Consider the following 14,810-nt stretch of genomic DNA (forward strand, 5'->3'; position numbering starts at 1 on the left):
GTCCTGCCCGATCAAGCGCGGCTTGTCTAGATCCGGTCGGTGCAGGCGCGGTCGGCGGCCGCCTCCGGCGCCGGGGCGCCCGGCCTCGCGGGCAGGGTGGCCAGCGCCACGCCCGGCAGCACCAGCAGGACGCCGGCCAGATGGAAGGGCTCCAGCCCCTCGCCCAGCAGCAGCCAGGAGCCCAGCGCGGCCCACAGCGGCGACAGGTAGAGCGCCGTGGAGGCCTGCGCCGCTCCCATCAGGGCGATGGTCCTCTGGTAGGCGATGAAGGCGAGGACCGAGGCGAACAGAGCCACGCTGCCGATCGACAGCATGGTGTGAACGGTGAAGGGCACCGGCCGCACCGCCAGCGTCTCCCACGCGTAGAAGGGCGTCAGCACCAGCACGCCGGCCAGGGCGTTGGCTGCGAAGCTGGTCATCACCGGCAGCGGGCCGCCGCGGCTCTGGCGCAGCAGGATGGTGAAGACCGACCAGGAGATGGCGCCGGTCAGCACCTGGAGGTCGCCGATGTTGAAGGACAGGTGCAGCAGGGCGTTGAGATCGCCGCGCGTCAGGATCACCAGCACGCCGGCCATCGCCACCAGGATGCCGGCGACCTGCCGCGGGCGGATCGCCTCGCCCAGCCAGACCGCGGCGATCGCCAGCACCATCACCGGGCTGGTGGCGTAGATCAGGCTGGCGTTGGTGGCGCCGGTGTGGGCAAGGCCGTAATAGACGACGGCGCCCGAGATGCCCTGCCCGAGAACCCCCAGCATGAGGAAGCGCCGCCAGTCGGCGAGCAGCCGGTGGCGGTGTGCCAGCAGCCCCGGCAGGGCGAAGGGCAGGATGATGAGGAAGGCCAGCGCCCAGCGCCAGAAGGTCAGACCGACCGGTGGCACCACATGGGCGAGCGCCCGCCCCAGCACGGGATTCGACGCCAGCAGGGCGGAACCCACCAGATACAGGCCATAGATGGACAGCGGGTTCGAGCGCGGAGCGGAAGCCATGAAGCGGGGCGGAGCGTGGTGGAGGGGGTGCGGCGCGTCGTCGCGGCCCGCTGCAACCAACCCTAGCATGGTCCACCACGGGGCCGAGTAGGGCGGGTTCGCATGGCTGCCGCCCTTGTCGGCGGCCCTTTCAAGGGAGCGGAAAACCGGATTCGGCGCGTCAACCGTCTGTCCGTTGGGTAAACGGAATTTTCAACTTGGCAACTGTTGCCGAATGCTGCCCGAAAAGCGTATGAAAACATCGTCCTGGAGCCCGGAAAAATGCGCCGTAGGGTAGAGTAGCGACGTATGCATGTTCACGTTGACAGTTGCCTCGGGCACGAGCCAAATACCCCGGAACTCAAAGGCGATTTGGCGAATTTCGATCGCTTCAACCGGAATCGGGAGGCTAGAAGAATGAAGCGCATCCTGTTGGGTGCCGGGCTTGGTATGGCCGCGGCGCTGGCGCTCGCGGCGCCGGCCCAGGCCGCGAAGACCCTTGTCTACTGCTCCGAGGGTAGCCCCGAAAACTTCAACCCCATGCTGAACACGACGGGCACCAGCTTCGACGTGTCGCTGCCGGTCTACAACAACCTCGTCCAGTTCGAGCGGGGCGGTACCAAGGTCGTCCCCGGCCTCGCCGAGTCCTGGACGGTCTCCGAAGACGGTCTGACCTACACCTTCAAGCTGCGCGCCGGCGCCAAGTGGCACAGCAGCAACGATTTCAAGCCGACCCGCGACGCCAACGCCGACGACGTGCTGTTCTCGTTCAATCGCCAGTGGAAGGCGGACCACCCGTACCACAAGGTGTCGGGCGGCGCGTACGACTACTTCGGCGACATGGCGATGCCGAAGCTGTTGAAGTCGATCGAGAAGGTCGACGACCTGACCGTGAAGTTCACGCTGAACGCGGTCGAGGCTCCCTTCCTCGCCAACCTCGCCATGCCCTTCGCGCCGATCATGTCGGCCGAATATGCCGAGCAGCTCCTGAAGAAGGGCACGCCGGAGAAGCTGGACCAGATTCCGATCGGGACCGGCCCCTTCCAGTTCGTCGCCTACCAGAAGGACGCGGTGATCCGCTACAAGGCGTTCGAGAATTACTGGGGCGGGCGCCAGCCGCTCGACAACCTCGTCTTCGCCATCACGCCCGACGCGGCCGTCCGTTACGCCAAGCTGAAGGCGAACGAGTGCCAGATCATGCCGTACCCGAACCCGGCCGATCTGGACGCGATGAAGAAGGACAGCTCCATCGTCCTGCAGGAGCAGGAGGGGCTGAACGTCGGCTACCTGTCCTTCAACGTGCAGAAGAAGCCGTTCGACGACGTGCGCGTCCGCCGCGCCATCAGCATGGCGCTGGATAAGAAGGCGATGGTCGACGCCGTCTACCAGAGCGCCGGCGTTCCGGCCAAGAACCCGATTCCGCCGACCATGTGGTCCTACAACAAGGCGATCGAGGACTACCCCTTCGACCAGGAGCGCGCCAAGAAGCTGCTGGCCGACGCGGGCTACCCGAACGGCTTCGAGACGGATCTGTGGGCGATGCCGGTGCAGCGCCCCTACAACCCCAACGCCAAGCGCATCGCCGAGATGATGCAGGCCGACCTTGCCAAGATCGGCGTCAAGGCCAAGATCGTCCAGTATGAGTGGGGCGAGTACCGCAAGCGCATGCAGCAGGGCGAGCACCAGATGGGCATGCTCGGCTGGACCGGCGACAACGGCGATCCGGACAATTTCCTGTACAACCTGCTGGGCTGCGAGGCGGCCCGTCCGGGCGGCAGCAACCTGTCCAAGTGGTGCAACAAGGAGTTCGACGATCTCGTCGTCCAGGCCAAGCGCACCACCGACGTCGCCGCCCGCACCAAGCTGTATGAGCAGGCCCAGGTGATCTTCAAGGAGGACGCCCCCTGGTACACCATCGCCCATTCGGTGGTGCACATGGGGCTGAGCAAGAACGTCGTCGATTACAAGATGGATTCCTTCGGCATCCATCGTTTCGAAGGCGTCGACCTGAAGCAGTGAGGTTGGTGCCGGCGTTTCCCGTCCAGGCCCGGTAGCGTTTTTAAAACCGGGCCTGGACGGCCGCCGTTCAGGCAAGGTCGTTTTCCAGCTTTCCGACCATCATCCCCGCCCATGCGGGGATGATGGATTTCGCACAGGCCGGACACCATTTTTTTGGGTGTTTCCCGGCCGACCCTGATGTTTCGACCGTGTTTTTAAAAGAGTGATCCTTCGATGCTGCGCTTCATCCTGACGCGGGTGAGCTTGGTGATTCCGACCTTTCTCGGCATCACCTTTCTAACCTTCATTCTGATCCGGCTGGTTCCCGGCGACCCCATCGAGGTCCGCGTCGGCGAACGCGGCATCGCGCCCGAGCGGCTGGCCCAGCTTCGCCACGAGATGGGGCTCGACCTGCCGCTGTGGCAGCAGTTCCTCGACTATGTCGGGAACGTGCTCAGCGGCGATTTCGGCCTGTCGCTGATCACCCGCAACCCGGTTCTGGACGAGTTCGTCACGCTGTTCCCGGCGACGCTGGAGCTGGCCTTCTCCGCCATGCTGTTCGCGACGCTGGTGGGCCTGCCGGCCGGCATCCTGGCGGCGGTGAAGCGCGGCTCGATGTTCGACCATGGCGTCATGGGGCTCAGCCTGACCGGCTACTCGATGCCGATCTTCTGGTGGGGTCTGCTGCTGATCCTGTTCTTCTCGGTCGGCCTCGGCTGGACCCCGGTGTCGGGCCGGCTCGACCTGCTCTACTATGTGGAGCCGACCACCGGCTTCATGCTGATCGATACGCTGCTGGCCGGCGAGTACGGCGCCTTCCGCTCGGCGTTGCAGCACCTGATCCTGCCGACCATCGTGCTCGGCACCGTGCCGCTGGCCGTGGTGGCGCGCATGACGCGCTCGGCCATGCTGGAGGTGCTGGGCGAGGATTACATCCGCACCGCCCGCGCCAAGGGGCTGGCCGGCCGCCGCGTCATCGGCATGCACGCGCTGCGCAACGCGCTGATCCCGGTGGTGACGGTCATCGGCCTCCAGGTCGGCACGCTGTTGGGCGGCGCCATCCTGACCGAGACGATCTTCTCCTGGCCCGGCGTCGGCAAATGGCTGATCGAATCGATCGGCCGGCGCGACTACCCGGCGCTCCAGGGCGGCGTGCTGCTGATCGCCACCTCGGTCATCCTGGTCAATCTGCTGGTGGACGTGCTGTACGGCGTCCTCAACCCCCGCATCCGTCACGCGCGGTGAGGCGAGCCATGTCCACGAATCTGTCCTCCACCCCCTCCACGCCGGATCCGGCCTCGCCGGTTCCGGCGACGTCGATCGACACCACGCCGGTGTCGCGCCCGCCGCATCCGCTGGTCGAGTTCTGGTATCACTTCAAGCAGAACAAGGGCGCGCTGCTCGGCCTCGTGGTGATCCTGGTGATCGCCTTCGTCGCCGTCTTCGCCGAGCTGCTGGCTCCGCACGACCCCAACATCCAGTACCGCGACGCCATCCTCGCCGCGCCGGTCTGGTACGAGGGCGGGACGTGGCGCTTCATCCTCGGCACCGACGACATCGGCCGCGACATGCTGTCGCGCCTGATGTTCGGCGCCCGGCTGTCGATGATGATCGGCTTGATCGTCGTCACCCTGTCGCTGGCCATCGGGCTGGGGCTTGGTCTGGTCGCCGGCTTCTTCGGCGGCATGACCGACGTGCTGATCATGCGCTTCATGGACATCCTGCTGGCGCTGCCCAGCCTGCTGCTCGCCGTGGTGGTCGCCGCCATCCTCGGGCCGGGGTTGACCAACGCGATGATCGCGGTGTCGGTGGTCGTCATCCCGCACTACGCTCGCCTGACCCGCGCGGCGGTGATGGCGGAGACCGGCAAGGACTACGTCGTCGCCTCGCGCGTCGCCGGGGCCGGACCGCTGCGGCTGATGCTGATCGTCGTGCTGCCGAACTGCCTGGCGCCGCTGATCGTGCAGGCGACTCTGGGATTCTCCACCGCGATTCTCGACGCCGCCGCGCTGGGCTTCCTCGGCCTGGGCGCGCAGCCGCCGACCCCGGAATGGGGCACCATGCTGGCCTCCTCCCTCCAGTTCCTCCAGCGTGCGCCCTGGGTCGTCACCTGGCCCGGTGTTGCGATCCTGGTGACGGTGCTGGCCTTCAATCTGTTGGGCGACGGTCTCCGCGACGCGCTCGACCCCAAGCTGAAACGTTGACGTCATGCCTCTTCTCGACATCAAGAACCTGTCGGTCGAGTTCACCACCCGCGCCGGCACCTTCCGCGCGGTGGACGGGATCGACCTGACCGTGGACGAGGGCGAGGTCGTCGGCATCGTCGGCGAGTCCGGCTCCGGCAAATCGGTGACGTCGCTGGCGGTGATGGGCCTGCTGGGATCAAACGGCAAGGTCGTCGCCGACCGCATGATGTTCGGTGGCAAGGATCTGCTGACCATGCCGCCGGCCCAGCGCCGGGCGATCACCGGCAAGGACGTCGCCATGGTCTTCCAGGAGCCGATGACCAGCCTCAACCCCTGCTTCACCGTCGGCTTCCAGATCATGGAGACGCTGCGCGTGCATGAGGGGCTGTCCGGCAAGGCGCTGCGCAACCGCGCCATCGCCCTGCTGGAGCAGGTCGGCATCCCGGCACCGGAGACCCGGCTGTCGGCCTTCCCGCACCAGCTTTCGGGCGGCATGAGCCAGCGCGTGATGATCGCCATCGCGATTGCCTGCAACCCGCGCCTGCTGGTGGCCGACGAGCCGACGACCGCGCTCGACGTCACCATCCAGAAGCAGATTCTCGACCTGCTGGTCCGTCTCCAGAAGGAGCGGGGCATGGCCCTGATCCTGATCACCCACGACATGGGCGTGGTGGCGGAGACCGCCCAGCGCGTCGTCGTGATGTACGCCGGCCAGGTGGCGGAGACGCGGCCGGTCGCCGATCTGTTCGAGCGGCCGCGTCACCCCTACACCGGGGCGCTGCTCGACGCGCTGCCGGAGCGGGCGCTTGGCAAGCGGCGGCTGCCGACCATCCCCGGTATGGTGCCGGGCATCGCCGACCGGCCGTCGGGTTGCCTGTTCAGCCCGCGCTGCCGTTTTGCCGACGACCGCTGCCGGGCCGAGCGTCCGGCCCTGTTCGACGTGGACAACGGCAAGGCCCGTTGCTTCTACCCCCTGCCCGACACCTACTCCGGCGGGCTCGCCGCCGCCGAGGGGGCGATCCGATGAACACCGACATTTTGCAGGCCGCCCCCGATCACGCCGCCGGCCGCGGCGTCGTCCTGGAGGCGCAGGACCTGCGCAAGTATTACGCCGTCAAACGCGGCGTCTTCAAGCCGATGGCGACCGTCAAGGCGCTGGACGGCGTGTCCTTCCAGCTCCAGGCCGGGCGCACGCTGGCGGTGGTCGGCGAGTCCGGCTGCGGCAAGTCGACGCTCGCCCGTTCGGTCACCATGATCGAGCCGCCGAGCGCCGGCGTGCTCTGCTACGACGGCCGCGACGTCGTCGGCCGCAGCGCGTCCGAGATGAAGGATCTGCGCCGGACGGTGCAGATGGTCTTCCAGAACCCCTACGGCTCGCTGAACCCGCGCAAGACGGTCGGCTCGATCCTGACCGAGCCGCTGGTCATCAACACCGACATGGGCAAGGAGGAGCGGCGCGCCCGCGCCGTCGCCATGATGGGCAAGGTCGGGCTGCGGCCCGACCAGGTCGACCGCTACCCGCACATGTTCTCCGGCGGGCAGCGCCAGCGCATCGCCATCGCCCGCGCCCTGATGCTGAACCCCCGCGTGGTGGTGGCGGACGAGCCGGTGTCGGCGCTCGACGTGTCGATCCAGGCGCAGGTGCTCAACCTGATGATGGATCTCCAGGAGGAGCTGAACCTCGCCTACCTGTTCATCTCGCACGACCTCAGCGTGGTGCGGCACATCGCCGACGCCATCATGGTGATGTATCTCGGCAAGCCGGTCGAGCATGGCGCCAAGGACGTGGTCTTCGCGCGTCCCCGCCACCCCTACACCCGCATCCTGCTGGCGGCGACGCCGCGGGTGAACCCGTCCCTGCGGCTGGAGCGGGTGCTGCCGAAGGGCGAGCTTCCCTCGCCGCTGAACCCGCCGCCGGGCTGCTCCTTCCACAAGCGCTGCCCCTACGCCACCGAGCGCTGCGCGGCGGAGGTTCCGGCCCTGCGCCCGGTGGACGACCGGCTGGTCGCCTGCCATTACGCCGAACAGATGAACTGACGGGCGGGTTCGGCGAGAACGACCGGGGAAGGCGGCTGTTGAGTGCGGCGGCCGTCTTCTTTACGGTGCGCCGGATTCGCTCATTCAAAAATCAGGGAGAAAGCCGCCATGCCGTCGTTCGACATCGTGTCCGAGACCGACATTCACGAGATCGACAACGCCATCGCCGGCGTCCGCCGCGAGATCGAGACCCGCTTCGACTTCAAGGGGTCGAAATGCACGGTCGAGCGGCTCGAGAACGACATCACCCTGCTGGCCGACGACGCGCCGAAGCTGGCGCAGATGCAGGAGCTGCTGCGCGTCCATGTCACCCGCCGCAAGCTCGACGCCGCGGCGCTCGACTTTTCCGCCACCCCGGAGCGGGCGGCGGGCGACGCGCTGCGCCACAAGGTGACGGTGAAGCAGGGGATCGCGCAGGATCTGGCGAAGACCATCGTCAAAGGGATCAAGGACGCCAAGATGAAGGTCCAGGTCTCCATCCAGGGCGACGAACTGCGCGTGACCGGCAAGAAGCGCGACGATCTGCAAGAGGCCATCGCGCTGGTCAAGCGCATGGGCATCGAGCAGCCGTTGCAGTACCAGAACTTCCGGGACTGACGCTTCGCGACGGGCACACCCCGGCAGGGCTTGCCGGGGTGTGGGAAAATTATGCCGGGCCGCTGGGCAATTTCTGCCGGGCGATTTGCCGCAGGACGGCTGCTCCGCTTGACTCCCGTCGTCCGTTCGATGGCGCGTAAATTGCTTGATCCCCTGGGTTCGCGGCGAATGGTTCGTCGCGGCTCGCAAGGGCGTTTCCATGTCGACGATGGCCAACAGCGAGGCCACGCAAGCCATGCGGATCCGGGCCGAAGAGGTCCTGGAGCGCAAGGGGGCGTCCGCGCCCCGGCAGGCGGGGGCGCTGGCCGGCCAGTTCGCGGCGATGCTGGAGACGCTGAACGGCGTCGGCGAGGCATCGGCCGGCGGTGCGAACGGCCCGGCGGTGGCGCCCGTGGCTCAGCCGGCGCTGCGGCTCGGCGTCGGCGCCGTCAGCCTGTTCGCCCAGCAGGCGGAGGGGTCCGAGGGCGCTGGCCAAGCCGCCGACATCCAGCCGCCGAACCCCGACGAGGGCGCGCTTCAGGTCGTGGAGAGCGCCATCCATGCCGGCGACGGCTCCAACTTCCGCTGGCTGACCACCCTGCTGACCCAGAACACCGCCGCTTGAAGTCCTCACGGCGCGACCCGTCACACCGTGCAGAGGAAGCGCCGCTGCGTTCCCTCCAGCACCAGCGCGGTGAGGCGGTTGGTGGTGTAGGCCCCGGTGTCGATGCCGATGCGGTTGGCACGCTGCTCCGGTTCCGGCGCGATGGTGTGGCCGTGGACCACCATCTTCCCGTGGTTGGTGCGCGAGGACAGGAACTCGTTGCGGATCCACAGCCGGTCCCCGTCGTCCTGGCGGTCGAGCGGCACGCCGGGGCGGATGCCGGCATGGACGAAGTGATAATCGCCGATGGTCAGGTGGCTGCGCAGCCCGCCGAGGAAACTGCGGTGGTGCGGCGGCAGGGCGGCGTTCAGCAGGCGCTGGGCCTCCAGCAGATGCTCCGGCGGGGCGTCGGGCGCCGGGGCGGGCAGGCCGTAGCTGGCCAGCGTGGCGTCGCCGCCGTAGGTCAGCCAGCCCGGCCCGGCCGTGATGTCGGTCAGGAAGGCCAGCATCGTCTCCTCGTGGTTGCCGCGCAGGAAGACGGTGCCGAAGACCGGTGGCAGGCCGGTCGCCAGACGTTCGATCACATGGGCCGACTGCGGCCCGCGGTCGATGTAGTCGCCGAGGAAGACGAGGTATTTCATCAGGTCGGGAGCCTGCTCGGCGTCGCGGGCGATCTGGCCCAGCAGTTGGTCGAGCAGGTCGAGGCGGCCATGGACGTCGCCCACGGCGTACACCCGCATCCCCTGCGGCACCGAGGCTGGCGCCGCCTCGGCCTCCGACCACAGCCGTCGCGCGAAACTCAACACCCGTGTTCCTCCGCGTTTGCCGTGTCCCCCTGTGCAGAACTGGGGTTCGGCTGCTGGAGACTCAAGAGGCCATGTGCGGGTCTTGTGGCTGAAGCGCAGCGGAAATCCGCATCGTGGCGAAGATGTTCCATCCCTGTCTTGGCGTCGCCGTGCGCCGGATGGGCGGCCCACCTCAGATTGTCGTTTGTTTTCTGAAACACGACGCAAAGGCTTGATCTGTGATTTACTGCGACTGATTATCGCACAAATATGAAAGTGTCGTTGCAAGCAGCGGGGTGCGGTGTCGTGGCGGGTTGGATGAAGCTTCGGTTGCGGACGAAGATCGTCGTCGGGATGGTGGCGGTGCTGACGGTGGGCGCGACGGCGATCACCGGCGTGTCGCTGTGGTTCTCGCGCGAGGCCGCGCAGGCCTCGGCCATCGCCCTGACCTCCGAGATCGCCGAGCATCAGGCCGCCCGCGTCGCCGCCGACATCGCCGCCGCCGTGGACGGCGCGCGCGGCATCGCCGATCTGGTCGCCGCCGAGCGCAGCCTGGACGGCCCGCGCCGCGCCGTGGTGAACCGCTATCTGGCACGGCTCGCCGCCGGAAACCCGGCCTATGCCGGGGTGTGGGTCGACATGGCCGACAACGGCTTCGACGGCCGGGACGCCGACTTCGCCGCCCGCGGCGACGAGATTCTCGGGCTGCCGAACACGGGGCGCATGAGCCTGCTGTGGCTGCCTTCCGCCGGCGGCCCCCGCGCCGACGACAGCGAGGGCGTCGGCTACGCCGAGGTCCAGGAGAAGGAGTATTACAAGGCCGCCGCCACCGCGCGGAAGGCGGTGGTGACCGAACCCTACCTCGACGACCTGACCAAGCAGTTGATGACCAGCGCCGCCATGCCGGTGCTCGAAAACGGTGTTGATGGCGGAAAGGTCATCGGCGTCGCCGGCATCGACCTGTCGCTGGCCGGGCTGACCGACATCGTGCGGTCGGCCAAGCCCTACGGCGACGGGTATGTCGCGGTGCTGTCGGCGTCCGGCCACTACGTCGCCCATCCCGAGGCGGCGCGCCTGTCGCAGCCGGGTGACGATCTGCCCGCCGCCGCCCGCCGCGCCGCCGCCGAGGGGCGCGTCTACGAGGGCGAGGCGGAGCTGGCCGGGCGCAGCCATTACCTGCGGGTGTCTCCGATCCGTTTCGGACGGACCGACGCCGTCTGGTCCTTCGTCGTCGCGGTCCCGCAGGCCAGCATCATGGCCGACGCCAACCGGCTGACCCTGCTGTCGGCGCTGGTCGGGCTGGTCTGCGTCGCCGCCGGCACGCTGATCGCTCTGGCCATCGGCGGCGGGCTGGCCCGCCCGCTGGCGGCGATGACCGAGGCGATGAAGCGGCTCGCCGACGGCGATCTGGCGACGCCGATCCCGGCGCTCGACCGTGAGGATGAGGCGGGGACGATGGCGCGGGCGGTCGACGTCTTCAAGGGCGGGCTGATCCGCGCCCGCGATCTCGACCTCGCGCAGAAGGCCGAATGGCGGGCGCGGGAGGAACGCGCGACGGCGTTGGCGACCCTCCAGCGGGAGTTCGAGGGCAAGGCCGGCGGGCTGTCCGGCGAACTGGCCGCCTCGGCGGTGCAGCTGAAGGCGACGGCCGAGGCGCTGGCCGCCATCGCCGCCCGCACCAACGGGCAGGCCGCCTCGGTGGCCTCCACCGCGCAGCAATCCTCCGGAAACGTGCAGACCGTGGCGGCGACGACCGACCAGCTCTCCGCCTCGATCCGCGACATCGGCCGGCAGGTGGATGAATCGGCGCGCATCGCCGGAGCGGCCGTCACCGACGTGGAGCGCACCAACGAGACGGTCGCGGCGCTGGCCGAGGGCGCCCAGCGGATCGGCGACGTGGTGACGCTGATCCAGTCGATCGCCGCCCAGACCAACCTGCTGGCGCTGAACGCCACCATCGAGGCGGCGCGGGCGGGCGAGGCCGGCAAGGGCTTCGCCGTCGTGGCGCAGGAGGTCAAGAATCTCGCCAACCAGACGGCGAAGGCCACCGAGGACATCGTCGCCCAGGTCGACGAGATCCGCGCGGTGACCGGCCGCACCGTCACATCGATGCAGGGCATCGGCGAGACCATCGCCCAGGTCAACCGCATCACCGCCACCATCGCCGCCGCCGTCGAGGAGCAGGGGGCCGCGACCGAGGAGATCGTCCGCAACATCCAGCAGGCGGCGCACGGTTCCTGCGAGGTCAGCGACACGATGGGCGGCATCCGCGGCGCCGCCGCCGAGACGGGGGTTGCCGCCTCCCAGGTGCTGGCGGCGGCGGTCGGCGTCGCCGAACGCTCGAAGGCGCTGACGGCCGAGGTGGACGGCTTCTTCGCCGCCGTCCACCGGGCCTGATGGAGGGGGCGCCATTTTGTTGCGCTTCGGGCCGGAACGGCGATTCCGCTTTGACAGAACGGGTCGCTCCGGTGGACTCTTCGGCCCCAGGATCGAACCGTCCCACCAAAGGCAACGTGGCACCCATGACCAACGACCATAAGAACCGTTCCACCGGAGGAATCACGCTCACCCGCCGCCAGCTCGGGCAGGCCGCCGTCGCCGGCGGCGCGCTCGCCGCCTTCGGCCGGGCGCCGGCCTTCGCCCAGAACACGACGCTGAAGGTCGGCGTGCTGCTGCCGCGTTCCGGCCTGCTGGCCCAGGCCGGCCAGGCCTGCCAGCGCGGCGCCGAGATCGCGCCCGCCGTGCTCGCCGAGATGGGCTACAAGGTCGAGGTGATGTCGGCCGACACCGAATCGAACGTCGACGTCGCCCGCTCGCGCACCGAGAAACTGATCAACGACGGCGCCAACGTCATCGTCGGCGCCTTCGACAGCGGCCAGACCGCCGCCGCCGCCCAGGTCTGCGAGCAGCGCGGCGTGCCGCTGGTGATGAACATCGCCGCCGCCGACCGGCTGACCGAGCAGGGCTTCAAGACCGTCTTCCGCAACTTCCCGACCTCGACCATGCTGGTGTCGAACGGGCTGGCGCTGATGAAGGACCTGTTCGCGGCGACCGGCACGACGCCGAAGTCGGCGGTCTTCCTGCACGCCAACGACACCTTCGGCATGGCGAACAAGCAGGCGCTCGACGCCCTGTTCCCGACGCTGAACATGCCCTTCACGCTGATCGAGTCGATCTCCTACGACCCGAAGGCGCAGGATCTGGCGGTCGAGGTGGCCAAGGCCAAGGCGACCGGCGCCGAACTCGCCATCGTCACCACGCGCGCCAACGACGCCATCATGCTGGTGCGCGAGATGGTCAAGCAGCGCTGGGAGCCCAAGGGCATCGTCTCCCCCGGTTCGCCCGGCCTGTACGACGAGCAGTTCTACAAGGTGCTCGGCAAGTACGCCGACTTCGCCATGACCAACCTGCCCTGGTACGATCCCAAGGCGGCGATGACGAAGAAGGTCGAGGCCGCCTTCAAGAAGCAGTTCCCCAACGACCGCTTCGAGGGCTACGCCTTCAACGTCGCCTTCACCTTCGAGGCGATCCTGATCGCCGCCGACGCCTTCAAGCGCGCCGGTTCGGCCGATCCGGCCAGCCTGCTGGCGGCGCTGCGCGAGACCAACCTGACCGACAAGATGATGGTCGGTCCGGCGATCAAGTTCGACGCGAAGGGCCAGAACACCCAGCTCGTCTCGGCCTGCATCCAGAACCACGGCCAGCGCCCGACGGTGGTGCTGCCGAAGGGCTCGGCCGAGCACGACCCGGTGTTCCCGGCGCCGGGCTGGGGCAAGCGGGCGTAAGGCGCTTTTCCTCTTCCCGTCCCGTTCCGGGAGGCTGGGCGGCCGCCTTCGGCGGAGGCGGTCTCCCGGCCCGCGCGGGGCGGGGAATGGAACGTTTGGAACGTTTGAAACACCGTGGAACATTTTCCCGGCCCTGTTCCGTGTTCCATCGTCTCCCCCGTCGCCGGACGGGGCGTGCGCGCGCTTGGCCGCGCGGTTCGTCCGGCTGGCCGGGATTGGGGTGACGGGGGTGTCGGGGAGCATGACGGGGCTCCGTGGGCGACGGAAGGGGGCCTCCATGATAGGGAAAAAGGCCTTCGGGCGCGGAGATTTCGGCAAATTCCCGAGCCACGGCTTCTCCCTCCGCGCCGGGGAGAGGGCCGGGGGGAAATGGTTCCCGTGTGCGGGGGACCTTGTTCCCAGGGGAGGAAGGCTGGAGCGGATCGCGTGAAACCGGAATCGGTTTGGAGCGTGAATCCGCTCGTCATCAAAAGGCTAAGGTTTCGTGCGTTTCTTGTTAAACGCACGAAACGTCAGCTTCCCGGCGCGCGGGGCGCGCTCCAGCCGCGCAGCACGCTGACCACGCGCAGGCCGAACACCACCACCGCCCCGGACACCGCCACCGGCACCGGCGGCAGCGCGAGCCACTGGCCGGCGATCACCACCAGGGCGCCGACCAGCGCCGCCATGGCGTAGATCTCCTCGCGCAGCACGCGCGGCACCTCGGCGACCAGCAGGTCGCGCGCCACCCCGCCGCCGCAGGCGGTCATCACGCCGAGCAGCGCCGCCGGCAGCGGACTCAAGCCGTAGGCCAGCGCCTTGCCGCAGCCGGCCACCGCGAACAGGCCGAGCCCGGCGGCGTCCAGCACCATCACCGGCTTGCCCAGCCGGTTGATCTGCGGGTGGAAGAAGAAGGCGACCAGCCCGGCCGCCAGAGCCGCCCACAGATAGCGGTCGTCGTGCAGCGAGGCCGGCGGCACCGCGCCGATCAGCAGGTCGCGGCACACGCCGCCGGCCAGCGCCGCCGCCAGCGACAGCACCATCACCCCGAAGATGTCGAGCTTCTTGCGGACCGCCAAGGTTCCGCCGCTGAGGCCGAAGACGAAGACGCCGGTCAGATCCATGGCGTAGAGCAGGGTGGTCAGGTCGGCGTGCATGGTCGGGTCGTCGCTGGTCTCGGTCCGTGGGATGCCCAAAGACTGAGCACAGCCGGCGCCCGCCGCCAAGCGAAACCGTGGCCGCCGGTGAACCGCTCAGGTCGGGTCGGGCGCCGACAGCCGGATGCCCATGCGCCGCGATTCCAGCATGAAGGCCCGCGTCATCTGCAACAGGTCGGTGCGCCAATAGAGCTGGGCCAGCGGATCGTCGAGGAAATCCTCGGGCAGCATGGCGTAGCAGTAGGTTTCCACCGTCCGCCGCTCGGGAGCCCAGGGGTCGGTGCCGTCGCGCCAGCCGATCATCCAGCCGGCATGCCCGGCGCCGATCGCCCAGCGCTCGAAATGCGGGGCGATGGTGTTGCTGTCGATGGGGTCGGACACGGGCACCTGATAGATCGCGACGAAGCGGCGGACGTTCAGTTGCAGCCGCATCAGCAGCGAATCGCCGAAGGCGCGGATGCGGTAGATGCAGTCGGGCGCGCCGGGGGCGTGGCTGAACTCCACCGCCGCGCGCCGCAGCTCATGAAGCGGCGCGGGGGAAGGGGCGTCGGACAGCGGCGGCGTCTCGTACTCCACGGCGCGCAGCTCCTCCACCATGTCCTGGGTGAGGAAGCGGAAGACGCGGGCGTGTGCCTCGTCGATGGTCAGGCGGGTCATTCGGGGCGGCTCGGGGTTGTGAAGCGGGTTCGGAGGGAACGGCAGCCGCGGCGCTTTGTTCAGGCGCGCTTTCACCCCTTG

At 68.6% G+C, this 14,810-nt stretch carries 13 protein-coding genes; 9 read left to right on the forward strand and 4 right to left on the reverse strand.

Translation table 11 applies throughout. The features are described from left to right. Nucleotides 1-26: 26 nt before the first annotated feature. A complete protein-coding gene (locus JN22_RS10290; RefSeq protein ID WP_223677661.1) occupies nucleotides 27-986 on the reverse strand; it encodes a DMT family transporter in 960 nt (319 codons plus the stop codon). Nucleotides 987-1,382: 396 nt separating this feature from the next. Here JN22_RS10290 and JN22_RS10295 point away from each other — a divergent pair, with 396 nt between their 5' ends. The 7 genes from JN22_RS10295 (at nucleotide 1,383) to JN22_RS10325 (ending at nucleotide 8,387) form a co-directional block, all read left to right on the forward strand. Next, complete coding sequence (locus tag JN22_RS10295; RefSeq protein WP_085553849.1) at nucleotides 1,383-2,984, forward strand: ABC transporter substrate-binding protein; 1,602 nt, start codon at nucleotides 1,383-1,385, stop codon at nucleotides 2,982-2,984. A gap of 213 nt (nucleotides 2,985-3,197) precedes the next feature. Next, entirely contained in the window at nucleotides 3,198-4,208 is a 1,011-nt protein-coding gene (locus tag JN22_RS10300) for an ABC transporter permease subunit (RefSeq protein ID WP_085553850.1), read from the forward strand. A gap of 8 nt (nucleotides 4,209-4,216) precedes the next feature. Next, a complete protein-coding gene (locus tag JN22_RS10305; protein WP_085553851.1) occupies nucleotides 4,217-5,167 on the forward strand; it encodes an ABC transporter permease subunit in 951 nt (316 codons plus the stop codon). Between the two features lie 4 nt (nucleotides 5,168-5,171). After that, complete coding sequence (locus JN22_RS10310; protein ID WP_085553852.1) at nucleotides 5,172-6,176, forward strand: ABC transporter ATP-binding protein; 1,005 nt, start codon at nucleotides 5,172-5,174, stop codon at nucleotides 6,174-6,176. Next, complete coding sequence (locus tag JN22_RS10315) at nucleotides 6,173-7,186, forward strand: peptide ABC transporter ATP-binding protein (RefSeq protein ID WP_085553853.1); 1,014 nt, start codon at nucleotides 6,173-6,175, stop codon at nucleotides 7,184-7,186. The genes JN22_RS10310 and JN22_RS10315 overlap by 4 nt, the downstream gene beginning before the upstream one ends. Nucleotides 7,187-7,294: 108 nt before the next feature. Further along, complete coding sequence (locus JN22_RS10320; RefSeq protein WP_085553854.1) at nucleotides 7,295-7,783, forward strand: YajQ family cyclic di-GMP-binding protein; 489 nt, start codon at nucleotides 7,295-7,297, stop codon at nucleotides 7,781-7,783. Between the two features lie 199 nt (nucleotides 7,784-7,982). After that, the gene (locus JN22_RS10325) at nucleotides 7,983-8,387 is read left to right on the forward strand and encodes a hypothetical protein (RefSeq protein ID WP_085553855.1); all 405 of its coding nucleotides are present in this window, start codon (nucleotides 7,983-7,985) and stop codon (nucleotides 8,385-8,387) included. A 20-nt stretch (nucleotides 8,388-8,407) separates the two neighbouring features. Here the strand turns inward: JN22_RS10325 and JN22_RS10330 are convergent, their stop codons facing one another. Beyond that, a complete protein-coding gene (locus tag JN22_RS10330) occupies nucleotides 8,408-9,172 on the reverse strand; it encodes a metallophosphoesterase (RefSeq protein WP_143268255.1) in 765 nt (254 codons plus the stop codon). A gap of 297 nt (nucleotides 9,173-9,469) precedes the next feature. Between JN22_RS10330 and JN22_RS10335 the strand changes: the two genes are divergently transcribed. Together JN22_RS10335 and JN22_RS10340 are read left to right on the forward strand one after the other, a co-directional pair. After that, nucleotides 9,470-11,548 carry a methyl-accepting chemotaxis protein gene (locus tag JN22_RS10335; RefSeq protein ID WP_085553856.1) on the forward strand — a complete coding sequence of 693 codons (2,079 nt, stop codon included), beginning with the start codon at nucleotides 9,470-9,472 and terminating at the stop codon, nucleotides 11,546-11,548. Between the two features lie 125 nt (nucleotides 11,549-11,673). Beyond that, nucleotides 11,674-12,936, forward strand: a complete 1,263-nt coding sequence (locus JN22_RS10340) for an ABC transporter substrate-binding protein (RefSeq protein ID WP_085553857.1) — start codon at nucleotides 11,674-11,676, stop codon at nucleotides 12,934-12,936. A 512-nt stretch (nucleotides 12,937-13,448) separates the two neighbouring features. Here the strand turns inward: JN22_RS10340 and JN22_RS10345 are convergent. Both JN22_RS10345 and JN22_RS10350 read right to left on the reverse strand, forming a co-directional pair. Continuing rightward, the gene (locus tag JN22_RS10345; RefSeq protein WP_085553859.1) at nucleotides 13,449-14,072 is read right to left on the reverse strand and encodes a trimeric intracellular cation channel family protein; all 624 of its coding nucleotides are present in this window, start codon (nucleotides 14,070-14,072) and stop codon (nucleotides 13,449-13,451) included. Nucleotides 14,073-14,168: 96 nt separating this feature from the next. Next, nucleotides 14,169-14,729, reverse strand: coding sequence for a hypothetical protein (locus tag JN22_RS10350; protein ID WP_085553860.1), 561 nt, complete (start codon nucleotides 14,727-14,729; stop codon nucleotides 14,169-14,171). Between the last annotated feature and the right edge of the window lie 81 nt (nucleotides 14,730-14,810).

Source organism: Azospirillum agricola, assembly GCF_020005195.1.
In the GTDB taxonomy this organism is placed as follows: Bacteria; Pseudomonadota; Alphaproteobacteria; order Azospirillales; family Azospirillaceae; genus Azospirillum; species Azospirillum agricola.